This is a genomic window from Luteibacter sp., assembly GCF_036500425.1.
Lineage (GTDB): Bacteria > Pseudomonadota > Gammaproteobacteria > Xanthomonadales > Rhodanobacteraceae > Luteibacter.
On the sequence record NZ_DASYCB010000022.1, the window covers coordinates 124485 to 148800 of the forward strand.

General features: G+C 64.5%; 18 protein-coding genes. 12 read left to right on the forward strand and 6 right to left on the reverse strand.

Translation table 11 applies throughout. From position 1 onward, the window contains the following. Positions 1–117: 117 nt before the first annotated feature. Positions 118–2736 (reverse strand): prolyl oligopeptidase family serine peptidase, encoded by a 2619-nt coding sequence (locus VGN46_RS05880; RefSeq protein WP_331641615.1) that lies wholly within the window; start codon positions 2734–2736, stop codon positions 118–120. 160 nt (positions 2737–2896) lie between these two features. Here VGN46_RS05880 and VGN46_RS05885 point away from each other — a divergent pair, with 160 nt between their 5' ends. From VGN46_RS05885 to VGN46_RS05920, 8 genes are all read left to right on the forward strand, one after another. Beyond that, positions 2897–4765, forward strand: a complete 1869-nt coding sequence (locus VGN46_RS05885) for a hypothetical protein (RefSeq protein WP_331641617.1) — start codon at positions 2897–2899, stop codon at positions 4763–4765. A gap of 815 nt (positions 4766–5580) precedes the next feature. Further along, the gene (pilV, locus tag VGN46_RS05890; RefSeq protein WP_331641619.1) at positions 5581–6117 is read left to right on the forward strand and encodes a type IV pilus modification protein PilV; all 537 of its coding nucleotides are present in this window, start codon (positions 5581–5583) and stop codon (positions 6115–6117) included. Next, positions 6114–7442: a PilW family protein gene (locus VGN46_RS05895; RefSeq protein WP_331641622.1), complete on the forward strand. Its 1329-nt coding sequence runs from the start codon at positions 6114–6116 to the stop codon at positions 7440–7442. Before pilV ends, VGN46_RS05895 begins: the two co-directional genes overlap by 4 nt. Continuing rightward, positions 7439–8026: a pilus assembly protein gene (locus VGN46_RS05900; protein WP_331641624.1), complete on the forward strand. Its 588-nt coding sequence runs from the start codon at positions 7439–7441 to the stop codon at positions 8024–8026. Before VGN46_RS05895 ends, VGN46_RS05900 begins: the two co-directional genes overlap by 4 nt. Before the next feature lie 11 nt (positions 8027–8037). Then, positions 8038–11823: a pilus assembly protein gene (locus VGN46_RS05905; protein WP_331641626.1), complete on the forward strand. Its 3786-nt coding sequence runs from the start codon at positions 8038–8040 to the stop codon at positions 11821–11823. Position 11824: 1 nt separating this feature from the next. Continuing rightward, on the forward strand, positions 11825–12256 hold the full coding sequence (locus tag VGN46_RS05910) for a type IV pilin protein (RefSeq protein ID WP_331641628.1): 432 nt from the start codon (positions 11825–11827) through the stop codon (positions 12254–12256). Next, complete coding sequence (locus tag VGN46_RS05915; protein ID WP_331641630.1) at positions 12253–12849, forward strand: GspH/FimT family pseudopilin; 597 nt, start codon at positions 12253–12255, stop codon at positions 12847–12849. The genes VGN46_RS05910 and VGN46_RS05915 overlap by 4 nt, the downstream gene beginning before the upstream one ends. A 48-nt stretch (positions 12850–12897) precedes the next feature. After that, positions 12898–13296, forward strand: coding sequence for a VOC family protein (locus VGN46_RS05920; protein ID WP_331641632.1), 399 nt, complete (start codon positions 12898–12900; stop codon positions 13294–13296). A gap of 3 nt (positions 13297–13299) precedes the next feature. On the opposite strand, the gene VGN46_RS05925 is transcribed toward VGN46_RS05920, so the two are convergent. After that, a complete protein-coding gene (locus VGN46_RS05925) occupies positions 13300–13662 on the reverse strand; it encodes a DUF488 domain-containing protein (protein ID WP_331641634.1) in 363 nt (120 codons plus the stop codon). A 56-nt stretch (positions 13663–13718) separates the two neighbouring features. On the opposite strand from VGN46_RS05925, the gene VGN46_RS05930 reads away from it, so the two are divergent. Next, positions 13719–14561: a class I SAM-dependent methyltransferase gene (locus VGN46_RS05930; RefSeq protein ID WP_331641636.1), complete on the forward strand. Its 843-nt coding sequence runs from the start codon at positions 13719–13721 to the stop codon at positions 14559–14561. A 79-nt stretch (positions 14562–14640) separates the two neighbouring features. Then, positions 14641–17706 (forward strand): discoidin domain-containing protein, encoded by a 3066-nt coding sequence (locus VGN46_RS05935; RefSeq protein WP_331641637.1) that lies wholly within the window; start codon positions 14641–14643, stop codon positions 17704–17706. A gap of 82 nt (positions 17707–17788) precedes the next feature. On the opposite strand, the gene VGN46_RS05940 is transcribed toward VGN46_RS05935, so the two are convergent. After that, the gene (locus VGN46_RS05940; protein WP_331641639.1) at positions 17789–19342 is read right to left on the reverse strand and encodes an MDR family MFS transporter; all 1554 of its coding nucleotides are present in this window, start codon (positions 19340–19342) and stop codon (positions 17789–17791) included. A 94-nt stretch (positions 19343–19436) separates the two neighbouring features. Here VGN46_RS05940 and VGN46_RS05945 point away from each other — a divergent pair, with 94 nt between their 5' ends. Together VGN46_RS05945 and VGN46_RS05950 are read left to right on the forward strand one after the other, a co-directional pair. Next, positions 19437–20117 carry a TetR/AcrR family transcriptional regulator gene (locus tag VGN46_RS05945; protein ID WP_331641641.1) on the forward strand — a complete coding sequence of 227 codons (681 nt, stop codon included), beginning with the start codon at positions 19437–19439 and terminating at the stop codon, positions 20115–20117. A 29-nt stretch (positions 20118–20146) separates the two neighbouring features. Next, positions 20147–20797, forward strand: a complete 651-nt coding sequence (locus VGN46_RS05950) for an HAD-IA family hydrolase (RefSeq protein WP_331641644.1) — start codon at positions 20147–20149, stop codon at positions 20795–20797. Between the two features lie 81 nt (positions 20798–20878). On the opposite strand, the gene VGN46_RS05955 is transcribed toward VGN46_RS05950, so the two are convergent. The 3 genes from VGN46_RS05955 to VGN46_RS05965 all read right to left on the reverse strand — a co-directional run bounded on the left by VGN46_RS05955 (position 20879) and on the right by VGN46_RS05965 (position 24276). After that, positions 20879–22249, reverse strand: a complete 1371-nt coding sequence (locus VGN46_RS05955) for a serine hydrolase (protein ID WP_331641646.1) — start codon at positions 22247–22249, stop codon at positions 20879–20881. Positions 22250–22465: 216 nt separating this feature from the next. Then, a complete protein-coding gene (locus tag VGN46_RS05960; RefSeq protein WP_331641648.1) occupies positions 22466–23209 on the reverse strand; it encodes a LytTR family DNA-binding domain-containing protein in 744 nt (247 codons plus the stop codon). After that, positions 23206–24276 (reverse strand): sensor histidine kinase, encoded by a 1071-nt coding sequence (locus VGN46_RS05965; protein WP_331641650.1) that lies wholly within the window; start codon positions 24274–24276, stop codon positions 23206–23208. The genes VGN46_RS05960 and VGN46_RS05965 overlap by 4 nt, the downstream gene beginning before the upstream one ends. Positions 24277–24316: the final 40 nt, after the last annotated feature.

Below are 24316 nucleotides of genomic sequence, written 5' to 3' on the forward strand. Positions count from 1 at the left end.
CGTGCAGACCCCGCCGCGATCATAAACACGTCCGTAAAATTACCTAGGGCATAAACGGCACGCGAAAGAAGGTTTACATCGCTTTTGTGAAGCACATCTCACTTCTTAAAACCACAGTCAGATTGTGCTATCCGCGCCCTGTTTAACCAGATTCGCCATAAAACCGGCGAGCCTGGAGACCGTTTCCTGGTTCGTTACGTGGTAATTCGCCGTCATTTCCTGAAGATCGTGATATCCGAGCCATGTGCGCCCCTGTTCGTCCTGCCAGATGGCAAGACGCAACGGCAGGTCGAGCGCGATCGACTGGTCTTCTTCCATCAGGTGTGTCCCGACGGAGGGATTGCCAAAGACGAGCACCGTGGTGGGTCGCAACGACAGTCCTGCGCCTTTTGCGTTCGCCGCATGATCGAAGGTAGCGAAGACGGGAACCTTGAGCTTGTCGAGCGCTGCGCGCACACGCGCCTCGGTGGTCGCGACATCCGACGTGCTTTCGGTAAGGATCATGCGCGTGGCCTCGGGGCTGTGAGCGGCTGATGAGCTGGCGACCGGCAAGGTCGCATCCAGGAAGGCGAAGATATCCGCCCATTGCGCGGCCTCGCTACCCGGCAAGGCCTGGATACCGTGGCCGGCGTTCGCGTCGGTACGTATCCACACCGGGCGCCCGCTCGTATTGGCGCTACGGATGGCCGCCACGAACTTGCCGGTCTGCCACGGTACGACGCGGCTGTCATTCAAACCGACAAGCACCAGCATCGCGGGATAGGCAGTGGCCGGTTTCACCTGCTGGTACGGGTCCATCGCGAGTACCGCGGGAAAATCGGCGGGTTTACCAGGGTCGCCGAACTCGCCTACCTGGTTCGCACCATTCGCGGCATGCATCATCCGGATCGGATTGAGGATAGGTACCAGGATGATCGCGGCAGCGAAGCGCGAGGGATACGCGGTCACCGCACCACCGATCAGCAGGCCGCCTGCACTGCCCGATACCAGTCCCGTCCGCTGCGGCTGGCTGTAACCCAACGTTGCGAGCCGATCGACCGAGGCTACGAAATCCTCCACGCCTTTGTGCTTGTTGGCACCCTTCCCCGCCTGGTGCCAGGCCTCGCCTTTCTCACCACCGCCGCGCACATGGGCGTAGGCAAACACGTTGCCTGCCTTTACCCATTCAAGCCGGGTTGGCTTGAAGGAAGGCTGCAGCGTGAGACCGTAGCTGCCGTAGCCAAAGATGAGCGCACGATGGCTTCCATCGAGGACCGCATCCTTGCGATGCAGGATGGTCAGCGGCACGCGGGTCCCATCCTTGCTGGTGAACTCCGTCTCCGTCACCATGATCATGCTGTAGTCGGCCGGGCTCGCTTCGTCCTGGCCCAGGCTCTTCATCGAGCGGCTCGCCGGCAGGTAGCGCCACGATTTGGGCGGTGTCGTCCAGCCGCGCAGTTCGAGCAGGAAGCCATCCTGGTCGACACTGGCATGGAACAGCGATGCCGTGCCGGCGAGGGGCATCGCTACGGTTTCCTCTTTTTGTGTGGCGTAGTCGATGCGGCGGATGCCATCGACACCATTCGTCGCGACCTTCAGGTACAAGGCATCGCGAGCGGGCGCCAGGGTCTGCGCGTCGTTCAGGGTGAGCCCGACGATGAGTTCATCGTCACCGAGCTTCAGCACCGGCTTCGCATCGGCCAGTGTCACTCCGGGGCGGCCCAGATCGAGCGCGAGCAACTGACCGTTGGAGCGCGTCTTCGACGACACCAGGTAAAGCGTATCGCCATGGATCGCGGCGGCGCTCACCTCGTCGGCCATCGTGACCAGACAACGCCACGTGGCCGTGGGCGAGATGGCTTCCGTTTGCGGGGCGACGCAGTAAGTCACTTCACTTTGGGCTCCCGAGGCGGAGGCCAGCGCCCAGCGGGACCCCGTGGGGAACTCCATGATGGGGAAGCGGTTGCTTGCGATCGGCATGGAAGCGCTCGCGCCGGCGCCGGTACCTGCACGTAACAGCACGGGATCCTGTGCCGCCGGGCTGCCGAGACGATGCAGCCGCAGGCGCATATCCTGCAGCGGGTCGCCGCCGGTACGCTCGCCCGGTGGCGCCATCTGCGTATAGGTGAAGCCCGAGCCATCGGCCAGCCAATGTACGTCGAACTCGCCCCACACCGGCTCCACGACGTCGGCAAGGGGCTTACCGCTTGCGACGTCGAATACCGAGACGCGGGTGACCTCGTTGCCGCCATGGTCGATGTTCACGGCGATCTTTCCGCCATCGGGGGAAAGCGAGTACGTGGTGATCGATGGCGTGCCACCCGGCCCGGCCAGTGCCGTCGGATCGACCAGGCTGCGCTCGCGCCCATCGGCCTCGCGTACCTTCAGTACGGCGGCGCTCTTGCCCGCTTGTTCGAGGAAGAACAGGCGGCCACCCGCGGTCCGTTGCAGGCGATGCACCACGCCGGTGTTATCACTCGCCTGGAGCGCCTTCGCCCAGGCGGGCAAGGTCGGCAAGCTGTCCAGCTTCGCCCGGGTGTACTCGCCTTGCGCGGTGAGCCACTGGGTGAACTCGGGGTTCTTCTCGCCTTCCATCCAGCGATACGGATCGTGCAGGGTATGGCCGAAGACCTGCTCGGTCACGTCAGCGCGCCTCGCGGGCGCGGGTTCGGTCGGTGGGACCTGTGCGCCGGTGGCCGCCAGGCCGGCCATCGAAACCATCATCAGCAAAACGAAAGACGTCACACGTTTAGACACGTCAATGCACCCCTTCCCTATGGACCTGCCGACCCTAACATCGGGAGGGCGGTGTCGCCTGAGACGGAAGTCAGGGTTTTACCCGGCCGTATTGGGGCCCACCGAAGGCGGCCACTCCGCTTATAATTCCTGTTTGGACTGTCCGGATACCCACGCGCATATGTTGAGAAGCGACCAAGTCCTCGTCACCGTCGGCACCGCCTGCACCCTGTCGGCCGTGGGCTCGACCGAGACCTACCAGGCCATCGTGGCCCAGTCCGAGGAATCCCTGCCGCTGGCCGCCTTTGATGCCGGCCTCATCGAGATCGACCCCGAAGCAGCAAGCGCGGCCGATGGCATGCGCTGGGCCGAGGGTGACCACGCCGGTGAGCCGGTGACGCTGGATGAGCTCAAGCGCCTGCACGGCGCTACCCTGCGCGCCAACATGGGCATTCGCCACGTCCCCGGCGTGCGCGAGCTGGCTCCGCGCGTGGTGACGGACATTGCCGCGCCGCTCCCGCACGATCTCGAAACGGTGGGCCTGCGCCGCCTGGCCGGTTTGCGCTACGAGGACATCCGCGCCTCCGGCCTCAAGGAAATGCACGGCCTGTTCCAGAACGACCCGCTCTTGAGCCCGTCCCTGCAAGCGCAGCTTTTCGCCTACGGCGCGCTGGGCGCGCTGGCCGGCCTGCCTCGCCCGCTTTCGGAGCTCGTCCCGGATCCGTTCGCCTTCCGCGTCGCCTCGGCGACCGCCTTTGGCGGTAACGATGGTCTCGGCCAGTGGCTGCGTCCGGACGCGCCGCTCCCCGAGGGCGGCTTCCCCAAAGACACCTTTGCGGTGCGCCTGGCCCACTCGCTCGGTTCGCACGGCCCGGCGCTGGTCTCGACGATGCTCTCGCCGTCGTACAGCATCAGCCGCGTCCTGAAGAACCCGGAGCTACGCGAGTCACTGAAGTCGGCGGATGACGTGGGCTTCATGCGGGTCCCCCAGGCTCCCGCGACGGCCGTGGGTGCTTGCGCCTCCAGCCTTATCGCCCTGGCGGATATCGCCCCGCAGTTGCTGTTCGATTACCCCGGCTTCAAGAAGCCGAAGCTGGTCCTGCTCACCGCCGCAGACGCCGCGTTGCAGCCGCGCTTCGGCATCCTCGAGGCCTTTGGCGGCGGCGCGCTGATGACCGGCGAGAAACTGGCCACCAAGAACGCCGCCCACGGCGATGGCGTTGAACGTACAGTGCATGATTCGCTTGCGCCGTTCGACATCGATGCCGATGGCACGGTGGTGGGCCATGGCGGCTCGGGCCTGCTGGTGACCACGCTGGAGTTCGCGCTGCAAAACAAGCTCGACATCACCTCGATCATCGTCGGCTGGGGTACCAGTGGCGAAGCCGGCGGTAAGGCCCATTTCGCAGGCGTTGGTTTCGGCGGTGAGAACGCCCTGGTGCAGACCCTGGATATGGCCTACAAGGCGCACGGTTACGGCGTGGATGATTTCCAGTACCTCGCCGCCCACGCGACCGGTACGCGAACCAATTCGAAGACTGACCTCGGTACGGCACTTGCCGGGCTGCGTGGCGCGGCGGAGCGCCAGGGTCGCGAGGGTGAGCTGCCGAAGCTGTTCGTCGGCACACCCAAGGCGGTTGGCGATGGTCACACCATGGGCGAGACCGGCCTGAAGGCCATGTCGCAGGCGTTGCAGTACGTCCTTGGCCGCAAGGCACCGGGCGTGCCTACCCTGCGCCGTATCGATCCGGACCTGGCCGAAATCGCCGGCCACTTCCACCTGCAGGCCGAGCCCTCGCCTGGTAATGACGACGGCGGCGCGATCTGTGCCACCCAGGGCTTCGGCGGCTACAACGGTGCGGTGGCGCTACGCTCCGCGAATCCCGAAGCACTTAAGCGTTATGCGTGCGATGCCGATGATCTGGCGGCTTACCTCGAGGCCTGGCCTGAGATTCGTGCCGCGCGTGAGAAGGCTGAGCGCATCGCGCGACGTAGTCCGAAGCTCGCGTTGGTGATGGCCGAGAAGCATCGCTGGGCTGGTTTGGAATAATCGTTACGCACATGCTGTAGAGCGATGCAGCATGAATCATGGCCGGTACGTCGGGAGACGTGTCGGCCATTTTCTTTGGTTCTTCGCGCATTAGCGGGTGTCCGCTGCATTGCGCCTCGTTATCGGTTCATTCGCTGGCGCGAATGCGTGTGTCGAGCGGCTTGCGCCGCCTTAGGCTGGATGGGTGAGGGTATCGGGGACGGTCAGGCCCCGAGTCCATACGCGCCGTTACATGCCGCACAAGCCGGCATACCGAAGCCCTGCCCCTTGTAGGAGCGCGCTTGCGCGCGATCAACCGACGAAGCACTGATGCCGTGCGCCTTGCAGTAACCATGCGCCCGGGCACACGCCACCGAAACGTTCTCGTTGAGGTCGTTCCTGGTGGTTGTGGGTAAGGGTCATTGCCACAGCACGCTGACCTGGGGTTCGCGCGAGCAAGGTGGCTTACTGCATCACCGCTCCGTGAGCCTATCGCGCGCAAGCGCGCTCCTACAACGGGATGTTTACGAAATTACTCAAAGGTGATGGGATCGCAATTAGTAAGCGCAGAAACTATCGAAACGTGATGGTCAACGCGGCGTGCATGTCATCGTTTGATCAAGCACATGTGAAGACAGCGCTCATCACATTTGTGATGTATCGATCACATTCGACGCGCTAAGTTTTAACCCGCGATGTCCTGGTGCCGGATTTGCAGCATTCGCACGTAGGCTGTGCAGGATGATGGATTCGACACATCGATAACATGCGGGCGTCGCCTCGATTCATATTTCGGGGGCGTTGTGGAAGATCTTAGAAAACAGGCAAGGAGTCGTATGTCATCACCAGCGCGAGCCAGGGGCGCGTCCCTGATCGAGGTGCTCATCGCGGTATTGGTGTTTGGCGTCGGGATCGTCGGTTTGGCCGGCCTGCTTATCATTTCGTTCCGATCCAATCAGGTAGGTTACCTGCGCACCCAGGCCGAGTTCCTGGCCATGGGCATGGCGGATCGCATGCGCGCCAATCCATTGGGCGTGTGGAATGGCGCATACGATTCGACCAGCTATCCGCTTTCCGTGACGCAGGACTGTACGAAGACCAGCACCTGCTCGCCGACGCAGCTTGCGAAGCGTGACCAGGCGCAGTGGAGTTCCCAGCTCACGACCTTCCTGCCGACGCCTTCGGCATCTATCGCCTGTACCAAATCGGTCACGCCCGATGCGACCCAGTTGCAGATGCGCCCACCTTACGCAGGGAACTGCGTGATGAAGATCAGCTGGGTCGAGCGCGCCGCGACCGACAACAGCACGGCCACCAACACACCGAATGCGACCGTGGCGCTGCGCACGTACGCTTGGAACTTCCAGCCATGATGGATCGAACGTACGCGTCGCGCCATCGGCCTCGCGGCGTATCGCTGATCGAGCTGATGGTCGCCATCACGCTGGGCATCCTGGTCGCCCTGGGCATCGTCAACATCTTCAACACCACATCGAGCAGCAGCCTGGTTCAGGCGCAACTGGCAAGGCTCCAGGAGGGCGGCCGCTTCGCGGTGACCGCGCTGACCAACGACTTGCGCATGGCGAATGCCCAGTACTGCTCGAACATGGGCGGGCAATCGGCGGCGTTATCGAACGGCGCCTTGACGCTTGACCGCTACCTGCGTGCGCCGCGGGTGATCGTGTCCGGCGCCACCCTCGCGGCGGCGCTGAGCGATGTGACGACCACCTGGGCGGTCAAGAGCGGCTCGAATACCTACCCTGCGTCGCCGACGGCACCGTTCACGCTGCCCTCCTGGTACGCGATGCGCGGCTACGACTGCACCACGACAGCGTGTACGCCGGTCGACCCCGCAGGGCCTTCGGGAAGCACCGGTGTCATTCCCGCGCAGGGTACCGCGACCGGGAACCGCGTCAGCGGCAGCGACGTGCTGACGATCCGTTACCTCGACGGCACCCGCGGCTGGACGCTGGATGGGACGAACAGCAAGATGACCGTCGCCTCGCAGGTCGTGACCAGCGTGTCGGTGAACCCGCAAACCGGCGAACCGCTGCTCACCGATATCAAGACCGGTGACCTGATGATGCTCGCCGACTGCAATGCCTCGCAGGTGTTCAGTGCGAAGGTCTCGGGCTCAACGATCACGGCGGATTCGAACTATGTCTCACTAGCCCAGCCCACCGGTGTCGCCCCGCGTCTGTTCGACTTCAATCGCGACTACCAGACGATCACGTATTACCTGCAGGTCGTCGACGATAACAACGGCAACAAGACCGGCGCCTTGATGCGTCGGCAGAACGGCGTCAGCTCCGAGGTCGTCCGCGGCGTGGAACGGCTGGACTTCCTCTACGGCGTGATGGATGCGACAGGAAACACGAGCTTCCGCACGGCATCGGATATCGACAGTGCGACCACCTGCGCCTCATCCAACATCGCCGCGCTGGGCACGGATCCCGGTTGCCTCTGGCGATCGGTACAGAGTATCGAGGTTCATCTGCTCATGGATGGGCAGAAGCCGCTATACGCGCTGAATGCAGGCGACATGCAATACCAGTATTACGGCGACACGGCGATCACCGGCCTGGCGTCGCCCGATGATACCGGTCGGACCGTCAAGCCCAGCCAACAGGGCTTCGATAACCACATGCTGCGCCGTGAATTCACCACCCTGGTTTCCGTGAGGAATTACAACCCATGAACAGGGAACGCGGCGCGGTACTCATCATTGCCCTGATCTTCCTGCTGCTGTTGACGATCGTCGCCATCACCAGCTCGAGCCGGTCACTCATCCAGGAGCGGCTTGCGGGCGCGTTGCGTAACGCGCAACAAGCCGAGTGGTCTGCGGAGACCGCGCTACGCGGCGTTGAATGGCGCATCTTCAGCGGCGATACCACGCTCGGTTGCTACAACTCGAGCACCCCTGCGCTGGTAAGTGCGAAGGCCACCACGTTTCGCACCGCCTCGACCTGGGTGACCGATGGCGGCACCGAGTACAAGGGTATAGGCGGCGGCGTGGACTACACCGCCACCCCGACCGATACGACGTTGAGCACCGCCGTACTGGCCGCCAACCCCTGGTACATCGTGGAATCGCTTGGCCAGGACCGCACCCCGAGCAACAACACCAGCACGGCGAAAGAAATTGGCTCAGGCGGGAGCACCACGGCGAATTTCTATCTCTACCGGATTACCGCCCGCGCCACGGGTGGCAGCCCCAACACGATCCGGGTGGTCGAATCGACCTTTGTTACGCCGAATCAACTTACGTGCACGCTGAGCTGAAGGACCTGTCCATGCCTCGCCTCTCCTTCCCTTGGCGCTTCGTTCTTTCCTGCCTCGCCACACTGCTCGTTGGATCTGCGGCGCAGGCGGGCACGGTGACGCTGAGCAAGACCCCGCCGGGGGTGACCTCCAAGGTCGCGCCGAACATCGTGGTGACGTTCGATGATTCCGGCTCGATGAACTCCACCTCGATCCCGGATGCGATGGATGATAGCTACGGCAAAAAGTACTACTACTCCGCCAAAGGCAATCCCATCTATTTCGATCCGGCGGTGACCTACGTCATACCGCCGGATGCGCTCGGACAGCCGCTGGGTACGCCGACGTTTACTGCTGCATGGCGCGATGGCTACTGTGCTAATACCTTGAACAAGAAGTGCTGGTCACCAGGCGTCACCAGCATCCCCGTGGGTCTTTACAAAGATCCCGTCACGGTTAATCTGAGTTCGGCGTTCAGCACCAACTTCCTCACCAATACGTTGGCAGGCAACTCACCCTGCCCGCGCGACGCGAACGAAGCAGGCTGGTACGGGAACACCGTTCTCCTTAACAGCTGTGCCCCCCTGGAGATACCCACGGCGGTCCGCGGGTCGAAGACTTCGGGATCAGGTATTTTCCAGGTCACCACGTACGACACCGGCGCCTTTTACTACGTGTGCACGAACGGTAGTGACGAGAGCACCTGTACCTATCACCTCGTCGCAAATGAGTCCGCGGCAACCCAGGCCAACTTCGCGATCTGGTACAGCTTCTATCGCACGCGAAATTTCAACGCGCGCGCGGCGATCGGTCGTGTGTTCGGTGCGATCGGCGATAACGCGGTGCGAGTGAGTTGGCAGACCCTGCAAAGCCAGAGCGCCGGGAGCAGTTACAACACCAGTTCAGCCCTCTACGCCGGGCTCGCCTATGGGCCCCTGGCCACGGCCAGCAAGATCCTCGAGCTGGCCAACGGCGCGAGCTGCACGGCGACCAGCACGGCGGATACCTGCTGGCGAAGCCAGTTCATGAACTGGATCTATGGCGTGCCGGCAAGCGGCGGCACGCCCACCCGCGTAGCGACCATTGCGGCCGGCGAGTTTTACAAGCGCAGCCTGTCGACCACGACACCGACCGCGCAAGACCCGTACTGGAATGGGAGCACCAGCACGCCGGGCGAACTCGCCTGCCGCAAGAACTTCCACATGCTGGTGACCGATGGTTACTGGAACGGCGACAAGCCGGGCACCGTGACTCCCACAGACGGTGCTGCCACGACGCTTCCGGATGGTGTCGCGTATTCCATTTCCGATGCGAACTCAAAGATCTACTGGAACCAGGCCGGGACGGTCAGCCCGTCACTTGCGGACATCGCGTTCGCGTACTGGGCCACTGACCTGCGCAGCGACCTGACCAACAATGTCCCGGCGTACTGGCCGGACCTCAGCACAGGTGTGACAACGGCCGCCACCACACCGCCGGTGACCGTGGACCCGGCCAAGCCCGGCGCGACGCCTGAGGTCTACTTCAACCCCGCGAACGACCCGGCGACCTGGCAGCACATGTCGCAGTACATGGTGACCATGGGTATCTCGGGCACGCTGGCTTACAACGGGGATTACACCGCGCTGCGCAAGGGCACCAAGCAGTGGCCCACGCCTGACACCGGTGGCGGTGCCGTCAACATCGATGATACCTGGCATGCCGCCGTGAACAGCCGTGGCGGCTATTTCAGCGCGGCGGACCCGACCTCGCTCGTCAGCAGCCTGAGCAGCATTCTTTCATCGGTGATCGCCAGCAGTTCGACCGCACTCACGGTCAGCCTGAGCACCAGCGTCCTTACCGCCAACGCGATCGCCTATTACGCGGGCTACGACACCACGAGCTGGGGCGGTACCTTGCAGGCGCGAAGCGTGAGCCTGGCAGGTGTGGTCAGTACGACGGCACTATGGGCTGCGGAAGACCTGCTGAAACCGCGCAATCCGAGCAATGATGCACGCCTGATCGCCACGAGCACCGGTCCCGGTACCGGCCTGGGCACCGCCTTCGTTTACGACAACCTGAGCACGAGCCAGAAAGCCATCATGAATTCCACGGATGGCACGGCTTCCACGGCGGCCACGGATACCCTGGGTCCCCAGCGCGTCGCATGGCTTAGCGGCACGAGGACGGCGGAGGGCAGCACGTTCCGCACCCGATCCTCGCTGCTCGGTGCGATCTTCGGGTCGCAGCCGGCGTATGTGGCCGCGCCCTCCGGCAACTACAGCGATAACTTCCCTTCGAATTCACCCGAAGCCGCCGCCGCGGCCGCAAAAAATCCGGTCACCTACGCGGCCTTCCAGGCGACCTGGGCCAGCCGGCCGGCCACGGTCTACGTGGGTGCGAACGATGGCATGCTGCACGCGTTTGATGCGCGGTTGAAAGCGGATACGACGGCCAAGCCGGGTCGCGAGTTGTGGGCTTACGTGCCGGCCAGCGTGTATGCGAACCTGCCTGCGCAGAGTGCGCTGAAGAACTTCACGTTCACGCCAACCGTGGACGGCAGCCCGGTGACGGGCGATGTCTTCTTCAATTCGGACTCGACCTGGCACACGTTGCTCGTCGGCTCGCTGCGTTACGGCGGCCGCGGTGTGTTCGGCATCGATATCACCGACCCGCGGAACGCCACGCTGAGCAGCGCCACGGCGGTTGCATCGAAAGTGCTATGGGAGTTCAACAGCGATAGCGTGTCGACCGCCGGAACACCTGCGAACCTCGGCTATACGTTCGGCACGCCGGTGATCGCACGCGTCGCCTGGACGAACAGCAGCACGTCCGTGGGTCGCTGGGTCGTCCTCGTCCCCGGCGGTTACTTCCCGGATGACAGCAAGGCGACGGCCGCCAAGAACGCTTACAGCTCGCTCTTCGTGCTCGATGCGCAGACCGGTACCTTGCTCAAGGAAATCCGTACGCCGACCGGTACAGGCGCTACGACGAGCCACGGCCTGACTACGCCGACGCTGGGTGATTACGATGGCGACCAGGTCGCCGACGTGGCCTTTGCCGGCGATCTCGATGGCAACGTGTGGCGTATCGATCTCTCCAGCGCATCGTTAGCCAGCACCACGCAGTCGCAAGGGGTGAGCCTGCTGTTCAAGCCGGCCACGGCTAACAACCAGTCGATCACGACGGCGCCCCGCCTAGTGCCCGATCCGAACTCCGCCTACTTCATGGTGGTGTTCGGCACGGGCCGGTTCCTCAGCACCGCGGATACCTCGGATACAACGACGCAGGCGATCTACGGCGTGCGCGATCCGGGCACCGCAGTGACTACGCCGATTGGCGTCGCGACCCTGGTGCAGCAGACCTTGTCCGTCGATGCGAGTTCGGGCGCTATCGGCGTGAGCAGCAATGCCGTGCCGGCCAGCAAATCAGGCTGGTACCTGAGCCTGAACAACCCGTCCGGTGAGCGCGTGGTGGTCACGCCCGCACTCGACGCGAGTTCGAGCACGGTAACCTTCGTTACCCTGATCCCGACAGCGAACGACCCGTGCACGACATCGACCTCCGGCTCGCTGCTTGCCCTGGATGCGACCACGGGTAGCGCTGCCTATGGCGTGTCCATCGGGACCTCGACGTACTCGCTGGGCAATGGCTTCACGCTGGCCGGTGCGCGCGTGACCGGTGCCGCGACCTCCGGTGCGCTGAGCACGGTGGCGAGCCTGTCCGGCGGCAAGGCGTACAACCCGAGCTCGCCCACGGCGAAGGGCGGCAACACGACCAGCTCGGCGATCCCCACCGCACGTCGCCGCGGGTGGCACGTCCTCAACAGTGAGAACTGACATGATCAGGATCCGCCAGCGCACGAGTGGCTTCACCCTCATCGAACTGATGATCACCCTGGGCGTCGTGGCGATCCTCGCAGCCATCGCGTTCCCGCAGTACAGCCGCTATGGGTTCCGGGCGCGCCGCGCTGATGGGCAGAAGCTGCTCATGGCCATCGCGAATGCGGAGGAGCGCTATTACGCCCAGCAGAACAAATACGCTGACCTGAAAACCATCGGCTTTTCCACCACGACGACAGCGACCTCGGATAGTGGCTATTACACGGCGACGGTCACGGTCAGTGACGTGAATAAGTTCGCTGCCCAGGCCTTCCTGGCCACCGCGGTACCAGGCGGAGCGCAGCAGAAGGACGTGTGTGCCAACCTGACCCTGACGAACACGGGTGTCAAAGCACCCCTCAACATCACCTCGAACGGGAGTTGTTGGTGAAAGCGCGGGGCTTCACGATGCTGGAACTGATGGTGGTGGTCCTGATCACCGGGATCCTCCTTGCCATCGCCGTCCCTTCGTTCCGCACGACGATCCAGCAGCACCGGCTGCGCAGCGCGACCGACAATCTACAGGCCGCGGTCGACTACGCGCGTTCCGAGGCGGTGCTCAGGGCGACCTACGTGTCGCTGTGCGCAAGCGCCGATGGCGCCACGTGCTCAACCACGAAGAATTACGACACGGGCTGGCTGGTCTATGCGCACCCGGTGGCGACCACGACGGCAACCGATGTGTACACCACGGATACGGCGAAAGGGATGCTGATGCTCCGGGTGGGTGCCGCGATGAGCCAGGTCTCCGCCCAAGGCCTGGATAGCCATGTCGTGACCTTCGGCCAGCAGGGACAGCTGGAGCCGATCGCCTCACGTACCAATGCCACCCAGCCGATGTATTTCATCCTGTGTGCCATCACCACGGGTAGCACCACACCGGGCCAGAACACCACCAAGGTGCCGGGTTCGCGCATCGGCATCAGCGCGTTCGGTGCCTCCGCAGGTACGAAGCTCAACACGACGGACGCCTGCACCACCTGAGTTTGCGCTACAGTCCCGGGCCTGTCCCCCTTGTGCAGGAGCCTCCCGATGATTGACCACACTGGCGTCACCGTCAGCGACTTCGAGCGCAGCAAGACGTTTTACCAAACGGTGCTTGCGAAGATCGGCTACGAACTGCTGGCGATTTTCCCCGCGACGGTCACCGGGCGCACCGATGTCGCCGGCTTCGGTGAGGGCGGCAAGGCTGATTTCTGGATCTATAAGGGTGAGCCAAACCGGCCACCGGTCCACGTCGCTTTCCGGGTGAGTTCACGCCATCTGGTGCACGCCTTCCACGAAGCCGCGCTCGAAGCCGGTGGCCGCGACAATGGCCCACCGGGGCCGCGCTCGCATTACCACGAAGGCTATTACGGCGGCTTCATCCTGGACCCGGATGGGCACAACATCGAGGCGGTCTTCCACGGCCAGGCCCGCCTGGGCGGCTGAACCTCAGCGCGCCTTGTTGAGGAACCGGGCCAGGACCACGGCGTGATTGATCGCGTGGTCCTTCGCGCCATAGAGCAGGGTCGTACGCCCGGCCGGCGACGCATCCCGCGCCTCTTTCGCGTACGGATTCGCGTGCAGTTCGGCCAGGTAGCGATCGGTAAACTCGGCGAAGCGATCCTCTCGGTGATCGAACCATGTGCGCAGCTCCGGCGTGGGCGCGATGTCTTTCCACCAGTCGTCCAGCGCGGCGCGCTCACGGGATACCCCGCGCGGCCACAAGCGGTCCACCAGCACGCGGCGCCCATCCTCGTCTGAAGGCGTGTCACGCACGGGCTTGATCACGAACGTCTTTTTTGCAGCGACCACGTGGCGTTCCTCCTGCCGGTTATCATGATGGACCCGCTCCCTGATGGGCACCTGCCTTGTCACACTACACCGGCCCGCTGCTTACCGAACCCACGGCCCAGGCCCTGCTCACCGCGCGCAAGGCAGGCGCCGGCACGTGGCAGGGTTCGCTGGACCTCGGCCGCAGCGAGGGCACCGCAAGCCTGCATGAGGACCACTGGACCTGGCTTGGCCAGTCCTACCCTTACCCCGGGAAGATCAAACCGCGAACGATCTACACATGGGATGGCGACAGCTTCGAGCCGGTCTCCCGATTCGATGGGTCGCTGATCAAGCTGGTGCCCACGGAATGGGGCGTGCCCACCTTCGAGATCGATGGGATCAAGATGTTGCCCACGTCGAAGGAATCCCCGCTCGACGATGCCCGGCGCAAGGTGGCGCTGGTCGAGCCGCGCGGCAAGACCGTGCTGGATACCTGTGGCGGCCTCGGCTACTTCGCCGCGTGCTGCCTGGATGAGGGCGTGGCACGGATCCTGTCCTTTGAGAAGAACGCCGATGTGCTGTGGCTGCGCACGATCAATCCATGGTCACCGGATCCCGGCGCGGCAGACGCTGGGGGACGCCTGCAGCTTACCCATGGCGATGTTTCAGAGATCATCGCCACGCTCGCGGATGCTTCGGTGGACGCGATCCTGCATGATCCGCCGCGCTTTGGTATCGCCGGCGAGCTGTATTCGCAGGCTTTCTACAACGAACTGGCCCGCGTTATCCGTCGCGGTGGCCGTCTGTTCCACTACACCGGCAGCCCGAACAAACTGACCACCGGCCGCGATGTACCGACGGAAGTCAGCGCCCGCCTGGAGAAAGCGGGTTTTGTCGCGAAGCCCGTACTTGATGGCGTCTTTGCCACACGCCGCTAATACGCGACGCCGTTGGCGCAGGGGGCTGTGTTTCATCGCGTTACGTGACTAGTCTGTGAGACCTCCCCGGAGGTAACCCATGCGTTCGATGTTGTGCTTCGCTATCGCCGCCTTGCTTGCGACACCTGCCCTATCCGCGAGCCTGCCCCCACGCAGCGCCTGGCTGGCGACGAGTTCGTCGCAACAGGTCCCTGCCCTCGCCCCGGCGCATGCCATCGATGGCGATGAAACAACCCGCTGGGGTGGCTCGTTCAGCCCCGGCCAGTGGTTCCAGGTGGACCTGGGCAAGGTCGCCCGTGTCGGGGGCGTCCGGATCCATTGGGATAGCGGCTTTGCCGCGGCCTATTCGATCCAGGTATCGACCGACGGGAAGACCTTCCACCCGGTGTACTCGGTCACGGACTCGCCCGGTGGCGTGGAATACCTGGTCTTCCCTGCGGAAGACGCGCGCTACGTGCGCCTCGCCGCACCCGCACGCACAGCGGACTGGGGCGTGTCGGTGTTCGAGTTCGAGCCGATCGCCGCCGAACAGGCCGCGAAGATCACAGGCCTTGCGGGCAAGGACGATGCGGCCTCGCTCTGGGCCGATGGCCATCCGCGTGAGGTGGCTGGCCAGGGTAACGAACGCCATGTCGACATCGCCCTGCCGAGGCCGCTCGATGTCGCGGGTGTCGAGGTGACCTGGGCGGGATCGCGCAACGGTGTGACGCTGCAATCGCGGAACGCCGCGGGCCAGTGGATCACGATCGATAGCGATCCGGGCACCGAGGGCGACACGTCCTACCTCGCCGCCGCCGAACCTTTCAAGGCGAGCATGTTGCGCCTCGCTATCGATGCCGGTAGCGCCACGCCGAAGATCGCCCGGCTCCGCTTCCTGGGTCCGCCCCGCGTCATGACCCCGATGAAGCGCTACCAGGTGGTCGCATCGCGGGCGAATGCCGCGTTATTTCCGTCGTCCCTGCACATGCAGCAGGTGTACTGGACCGATGTCGGCGTGCCTGCGGGGCTGCAGAAGGCGATCTTCGACGAGTACGGCGACATCGAGCCCTTCAAAGGCGGCCCTCTGGTGCAGGCGATCTGGCGCGGCGCCGATGGCAAGGCCAGCGTGGCCGACAACAGCGAGCGCACGCATGCCTTGCGCGATCGGTGGAAACCCATGCCTTCGGTGGGCTGGACGGCCCAGCCAGGCCTCGCCGTCACGGCGACCTCGTTCGCGGTGCAGGATGGCGCCCAGCCGGTGGTGCTGCTGCGCCATCACCTCGTGAACCAGGGGGCAGCCCGGATCGACGGCCGCCTCTTCCTCGTCGTGCGGCCGATGCAGGTGAATCCGCCCTGGCAGAACGGTGGCCCTTCACCGATCCATTCGCTTAGCGTCGGCGCAGACAAGGTCGCGGTGAACGGACGCACGTTGTTCGTGCCCTTGACGAAGCCCGATGCGGCCGCTGCGGCGCCCTTCGGTGACCACGGTGCCACCGAGATCACCGCGGCGCTGGCCGCCGATACACTCCCCCCGGCGACGACGGCGAACGATGCGCAGGGCCTGGCCGCAGGTGCGCTTGCCTACGATGTCCATCTTGCCCCGGGCGAAGCGCGCGATGTCGTTGTCGCCTTCCCCCTGGGAACCACGCCGGCGAAGGCCGATGGCTCGTTGCCGGAACCGCCCGCCATCGATACCCGCCGGATCGGCGCGACGACGTTCGATACGCTCGCGGAGAAGGTTTCCGCGGAATGGCAGGCACGCCTCGGCAGCGTGGGGCTTTCACTACCGGACGAAACCCTGGTCGACATCCTGCGCTCGCAGGCGGCGTACATGCTGGTAAACCAGACCGGCCACGCGATGCAGGCAGGCCCACGCAACTACAACCGATCGTTTATCCGTGATGGTGCGGCGACGGCCTCGATCCTGCTGCGCATGGGCGAGGTGAAAACCGCCCGCGATTACCTCGACTGGTACGCCAGCCATGCCGTGCATGAGAACGGGCTGGTCTCGCCGATCCTCAATGCCGATGGCACGGTCAACCGCGGTTTTGGTTCGGATATCGAGTACGACAGCCAGGGCGAATTCATCAACCTGGTGGCCGATGTGGCTCGCTTTGGCGGCGGCCCGGACAGCGTGCGCGCCTATCTGCCCAAGGTTCGCGCGGCCATGCATTTCATGCAGGAACTCCGCGAGCGCACGATGGTGCCCGGCTATCTTGCCGACCAACCGGCACCGCAACGTTTCCACGGCATCATCGCGCCTTCGATCAGCCATGAAGGCTATTCCAGCCCGACCCACAGCTACTGGGATGACTGGTGGGCGTTGAAGGGTTGGCACGATGGCGCATGGCTGGCCGACCAGTGGGGCGACAAGGACCTGGCCGCGTACGCACGCACGCAGTACGCGGCGCTGCGCGAGTCGGTCGGCGCCTCGATTCGCGCCACCATGGCGTGGAAGGGTGTCGATACCATCCCCGCCGCCGCCGATCTCGGCGACGGCGACCCCACCAGCATCTCGATTGCGCTCGACCCCGCGGGCCAGATGGACGTGTTGCCGCACGCTGCGCTGGTCACGACGTTCGATCGCTATCTCGCCGATGTGCGCAAGCGTGAACAGCCCGGCGAGTTATTCGCTTACACGCCGTACGAACTGCGCAACGTGCTGACCTACGTCTACCTGGATCGGCCTGCGGATGCAGCCGAACTGCTTGGCACGATCGTGCGTGATCGCCGGCCGCCCGAGTGGAACATGTGGGCCGAGGTCGTCCACTCGCGCCTGCGCCACCCGGGTTACCTCGGCGACATGCCCCACACATGGATCGGCGCCGAGTACGCGCGGCTGATCTTCGGCATGCTGATGCGCGAGGCGGATGATGGCCTGTACCTGCTACCTGGCGCACCGCCGGCCTGGGTGGCCGGCAAGGGCCTGACGGTATCGAAGTTGCCGGTCGCCTATGGCGTGCTGAACATGTCGGCACGCCGCCAGGGCGATACGCTGGTGGTCACGCTGGACAAGGGCATCCGCGCCGGCACCGCCATACGCGTGTTCTGGCCAGGCCGGACCCGGCCAGCCAGTGTTGTCGTAGACGGCAAGCCGGCGACCGCATGGGACGCCGACGGCATCCGCATCGACCACCCCTTCCACACCCTGCAAGCCCGTTGGTAATCCCTGTAGGAGCGCGCTTGCGCGCGATGGGTGCTCGCGGCAAGACCCGTCGCGCGCAAGCGCGCTCCTACAGGTGGGGTATTTACGCGGATTTCTTTCCTGCCTGGCGCAGCGGCACGTCACGCAGGAACCACGCGAGGCAGAAGCCCAGGAATACCACCACCGCCGCCACGTGGTAGACGACGTGCAGCGATGAGCCAAACGCATGCAGGAACTTCGCATGCAGGTCGGGCGGCATCTTCGCCACCATTTCCGGCGAGAACGTCCGTGGCCCGATCGACGCCGTCGGTATGTCATCCGCCATGCGCGACTGCAGGCCATGGGTGAACAGCGCACCGAAGGCGGAGACGCCGACGGAGCCGCCGATGGAACGGAACATCGTCACACCCGATGTAGCGACCCCCATGAGCTTCATGTCCACGCTGTTCTGCACGGCCAGGATCAACACCTGCATCACCATGCCGATGCCCAGGCCCAGCAAGCCAGCGTAGCCGTAGATGAGATACAGCGGATCGTCTTCACCGACGCTCCCCAGCAAGACCAGCGCGACGGCGCCCAGGAACGTGCCGATGATCGGAAACATCCGGTAACGACCGATCCGGCTGATGATGCGACCCGCCACGATCGAACTGACGAGCACGCCGCCCATCAGCGGCAGCAGCTGCAACCCTGCCCCGGTCGGCGAAACGCCCTTTACCACCTGTAGGTAGAGCGGCAGGTAGGTGGTGGAACCAAACAGTGCCGTACCGACGAAGAAGCCGATGAGGCTGCACAGCAGGAAGGTGCGATGCCGGAACAAGTGCAGTGGAATGATCGGTTCACTGGCGATACGTTCTTCGTATATGAAGCCTGCGACCGCGGTCAGTCCCATGACCAGGATCATCCACAGCGCGATCGAGTTCCACGGCATCTGCGAGCCGCCCTCGGTGGTGAACAGGATGATGCAGCTGAGCGCAACGGCGAGGAACCCTGCGCCAAACCAGTCGATGGCGTGCTTCACGTGGCGCGTGTGCGGGTGGAATACCGCGGCGATCACCAGCAGGCAGAGGATGCCCAGCGGCAGGTTCACGTAGAAGATCCAGCGCCACGACAGGTGATCGACCATGAAGCCGCCGAGCAACGGCCCGATCACCGTGGCGAGACCGAACACGCCGCCAAACAGGCCCTGGTAACGCCCACGGTCCGCCGGTGGCACGACGTCGCCGACCGCGGCCATGGTGATTACCAGCAGGCCACCGCCACCGAGACCCTGCAGCGCACGCATCAGGATCAGCATTGTCATGTCCTGGGCCAGGCCACACAGCACCGAGCCGACGAGGAAGATGACGATGGCCACCTGGAGGACGATCTTGCGTCCATAAAGGTCGCCGAACTTGCCGTACAGCGGTACGACGACCGTGGAGGTCAGCAGGTAAGCCGTGACCACCCAGGAGAGCTGGCTGAGCCCGCCCAGGTCGTTGACGATGGTGGGCAGCGCCGTGGAGACGATGGTCTGGTCGAGGGCGGCCAGCAGCATGACCAGCATCAACGCCGGAAAGAGCAGGCGCAGCGAGGGCTGGGCGGGGATGGGCGCGAGGCTGGGCTCGACGACGCCAGCGGGCGTTTCGGCGGGTTCGGGGCGGTGAACGGCGTTCACGGGTGAGTGGGCCTGTAAATTAATTAAGTCGTCAGTTAATATATGCGGCAACGAACCGCAAGGCAACTCCCTTCTCTCGTGCTATTCATTTCCGATGACTAACCCGAACGCCTCTCCAACGACCAAGCCGCGCCGCGGGCGCCCGCCCGGGCGTCCCCACGCCCAGCCGGATGGCGCCGACCAGCGTAGCCGGCTGATCGAGATCGCACTGGGGCTTTTTGCCCGCTACGGCTACGCCGCGACGACCCTGGCCGCCATCGCCCGCGCCGCCGGGATGACCCCCGCGGCGGTCCACTACTACTTCAAGACCCGTGAGCAGTTGTTCGACGAGATCCACCAGGCGCATATCTCCCCGATGCGCGAGCGCGTCGAGGCAATCTTCCACGAACACAAGACGGATCCCGTCTCAGCCTTCGTCAAGGTCGCCGAGCGTTTCGTCGAGGTCGCGGACGAGCATGCCTGGATCGCGCCGGTGTTCTTCGGCGATCTGCTGACCGAGAGTGACGCCCTGCGCAAGCACATGCACCAGAAGAAGAATCCCAAGGAGCAGGCGGCGTTCCATGAGCGGATCCACCAATGGCAGCGCGAAGGCCTGCTCAATCCGGGCCTCGATCCCGCACTGGTGATGCCATCGATCATGTCGCTAACCATGTTGTTCATGGCGGCCCGGCGCAAATGGAAGGACGATCCGCTGCGTAAGGACATCGATCGTGAAGCCATCCGCCGCCACGCCGTGGCCCTGCTCGGCCACGGCCTCGGACCGGTAAAGGCGTAGAATCAGCGTTTTGATCGTGGAGCGGCGCCTTGGCCTTCCCCTACTCCCTCGTCATCTTTGACCTCGACGGCACGCTGGTGGACAGCGCGGCGGATATCGCCGAATCCGTGAACCGCACGCTGAGCGACTGGCGCCTGCCGGTCTACGATGTGCAGCAGATCACCGGCTGGATCGGTGAGGGCTCACGCCAACTGATCACCTACGCGTTTCGTGACGCCGGCAGTGACGCGGACATCGATGACGTGATGCCGGGATTCCTCGTGCACTACGCGGAGACGGCGCTTGATGCGGTGGTGTATGACGGCGTGGTCGATACGCTTGCCGCCTTGCACGCGCAGGGTGTGAAGCTCGCGGTCTGCACGAACAAGAACGAGGAGTTCGTGCGTCCCCTGCTCGAAGCGCGCAGGTTGATGCCGTACATCGACGGCATCGTCGGCGGTAACACGCTGCCCGAGCGCAAGCCGAGCGGCGTGCCGCTGAAGCACCTCGCGGATGAGGCCGGCGTGCCGCTGGCGAAAACGTTGATGGTCGGCGATTCCGAAAGCGACATGCTGGCGGCGAAAGATGCCGGCGTCGCCTACGTACTCGTGAGCTACGGCTACCCCAAATCCCTCGACCTCCAAAACGCCGGCGCCCTCGCTGTCATCGACCGCATGCCCGACCTCCTCAACCTGACCTAACCCGTGTAGGAGCGCGCTTGCGCACGATAGGGGGCTTGCGGCTAGCCCTATCGCGCGCAAGCGCGCTCCTACAACAGCGTGTTAGTGGTACGCGGCTATCGCGGCTTTGATCAGGTTTACGTCGTCTTCGATACCGTAGTCCGGTGGTGCGGAATAACCGAAGCGGGTCACCACCAGGTGCTCCGATGGCACGATGTAGATCCGCTGGCCCATCGTGCCGCTGGCGAAGAACCCATCTTCCGGGAAGCCGCCCTTGATACGGTAATGCGCCTCCCTGCTCGGTCCGTCGTTGGTCCAGAAGCCTGCACCGTACGGTGCACCCAGCGCCGAGGTGCGCGACCAGGCGACCCAGCCTTCCGGTAGCAGGCGGGTCCCATCCAGCGCCTTGCCATCGTTGAGGTAAAGCATGCCGAAGCGGGCGTAGTTGCGCGCGCTGGTGTACACGTAAGTCGAACCGACGAAGGTGCCCTGCCCGTCGAATTCCATGGTGACGTCGCCCATGTGCATCGGATCGAACAGACGCCTGCGGGCAAAGTCGCGCATCGCCGCCGCACCGCCACCCACATGGCCGCCGATCATGCGGTCGATCAGCACGGTATCCGCCGAGGTGTATTCGAAGGTCTTCCCGGGCGCTTCCTTCGCCGGCTGCAAGGCGGCGTAGCCGGCCATGTCACTGTGCAGGAACTCCATCTTCGCCACGGGGCTGAACGCCGACTCGGCTTCCTCCGCAGCCAGGCCGCTCTGCATGCGCAGAAGGTCTTCGATGCGGATGGCCGCGCGCGGATCGCCGGGCTTGCGCCACTCCGGGGCGTTGAGCGGTTGCTTCACGTCTACCTTGCCGTCCATGGCGAGCATGCCAAGGAAGGCGTTCGTGAACGACTTGGCGACGGAGAAACTGAGCAAGGGCGAATGGATGCCATAGCCATTGGCGTAGCGCTCGGCCACGACCTTGCCGTCTTTCACGATGACGACCGCCTTCACTACCTTGGGCGTGTCGCCCGGGTGTTTGGTGAAGACCTGATCGAGCGCGGCGGCGACCTGCGGCTTGTCGGTCGTGACCAGGCTTTGTGGCGCGAAGCCGTCATCGACGTCGGCTCGTGTGCGTGTGTCCGCCACCACGGCCGTGTTACCCGGCAGATCGAGGCGGCAACCGTAGCCTGGTGTGAAGGTGGCGGTCGCCAGGGTCGATACGAGGCCGTTGACGGCGACGGTCTGCTGGTCACGGTTCACGTGGATCGTCAGCAAGGCCGATGCGGTCTGGCCAAGCACCGGCGTGACCAGTTCGCGGAAAATGGTGTCGGGATCCTGGTGGCCGATGAACGTCATCGAGCAGACGTGGTGGGCAGCGACACCTGCGGCGGTCCGCATGACCTGATCCGGACGGGCAACCGCCCAGGCTGTTCCCGCGAGGGCGAGTGCGATGGCGGTTGCGATGAGGGCTTTCTTGCGCATGGGTGGGCTCCTTTTGGGCGTGGAGCCAGTCTGCGGTGGCGCAAGCGGGGCGTGACGGCGGGTTGGGACGAAAGCCGGTGGGGCTGGGACGTAGTCGGGTACTCATCGCGCGCAAGCGCGCTCCTACAAGAGCACACCAGTCCCTGTAGGAGCGCGCACGCGCGCGGCAAAGCCTCCTGTAGGAGCGCGCTTGCGCGCGACCGGCCCGCGATCAGTTCACGAGGTTCCCGCCACATCGGCATCGAAATACCGCCGGGTCCAGGTCACCCGGCTGCCGTCGGTGAGGATGAGGCGCTTTTCGCCGTCGGGCCACGGCTGGACTTCCACGATGGCATCGAGCCGCACGATCGTCGAGCGGTTCACCCGGACGAAGCGAGACGGGTGCAAGCGTGCCTGCATGGCATCGAGCGTGCCGCGCAGGCGCCGTGGCGCCCCGCCGACGTAGACATCAAGGTAATTGCGATCCGATTCAATTCGATCCACTCGGGCAAGCGCAACCAGCTCGGCCGATTCACCCACCGGCAACAACAGGCGCTCCAGGTAGTGCGCAGGCGCCGGTAGATCGCCGAGCAAGCCATCGAGCTTCGTGACCGAGGGGATCACCCGCGCGCACAAGCGCTGCGCCGTGCGGGCGAAACGCTCCGGCCCTACCGGCTTCATCAGGTAATCGAAGGCATGCACCTCGAAGGCACGCACGGCCTGGTCGTCGTGCGCGGTGACGAACACGATCTCCGCGGGCAACGGTTCCCCCAAGGCCTGCAACACACCGAAACCATCCATGCCCGGCATGCTGATATCGAGGAACACGACATCCGGCCGCTCGCGCTGGATCAAGGCCACCGCCGCCGGCCCATCGGAGGCCTCGCCCACCCACTGGATACCTTCGTGTTCGGCGAGGTACCGCCTCAGTTTCGCCCGTGCCGGGGCCTCGTCATCAATCACGACCGCACGCAGGCTCATGCCGCACCGCCCTCGCGCGCGGGCAACCAGAGCGTCACGGTCGAGCCCTGCTCCGCCGCCTCCAGGCGAATGCCCGCAGCCGCTCCATACAAATGTTGCAGGCGCGCCTGCACGTTACCCATGCCGATACCATGCCCCGGCCGTGCCGTCCCGCCGCCACCATCGCGCACGGTCACCACGGCGCGGTCACCATCGCGCCGCGCATCGATCCGTACGAAGCGCGCATCACCGACGCCACCGTGCTCGATCGCGTTCTCGACCAGCGGCTGCAACACGAGAAACGGCACCCGTACCGCCGCAAGGCTATCGTCGGTACTGAGCACCGCATCGAGGCCGCTGCCAAAGCGGGCACGCTGGATATCGAGGTACAGATCCAGCAACCGCCACTCTTCGCGCAGTGCGTGCTCCTGGCCACCCGCGGCCAGGGTCGCGCGCAGCAACTCACCCACCCGGGCCAGCATCTCGTCGGCCACGCGTGGGCGCTCGTACATCAACTCGGACACGGCGTTGAGCGTGTTGAACAGGAAATGGGGATTCAGCTGCAGGCGCAGCGCCTCGAGGCGCGCTTCGGAGAGTGCCGATTCCAGCTGCGCCGTGCGCACTTCGCGTGCGCGCCCTTCCCGGTAGCGGTCGAAGAGCCACAATCCAAGCACGATCACCACGTAAAAAAACAGCTGCGTCGGCACTTCCATCAGGTAACGCCACGGCGTGACGGGAGGTGCGCGGCCGGGCGCACCGACCAGGCCGAAAACGACGACACGCGCCGCGATCATCAACGAGGTTTGTACCAGCGAAAGCGCGGCAAACAGCGCGGTATGGGCCAGCAAGCTACGCGGTATGCGGCGTAGCGCGATGAACAACAGTGGCAGGCAGGCGCCAAAACTCAGCGAGCCCGTGAGTTCTTCAATCAGCTTGGGGGCGAAGGGCGTCGCGTAGCCATTCGCGACATCGATAAGAAAACGATTCGTCGCGCGGAGCAGCCCGATGACCACCAGTACGACGACCCACAGCGACAATGCATGGCGCTGCCATGCCCGTGGAACGGCCTCGCCTTCATCGACCCGCATGCCCTACCTCTCACAAACCACCCCGTCGGCTCTTATACCA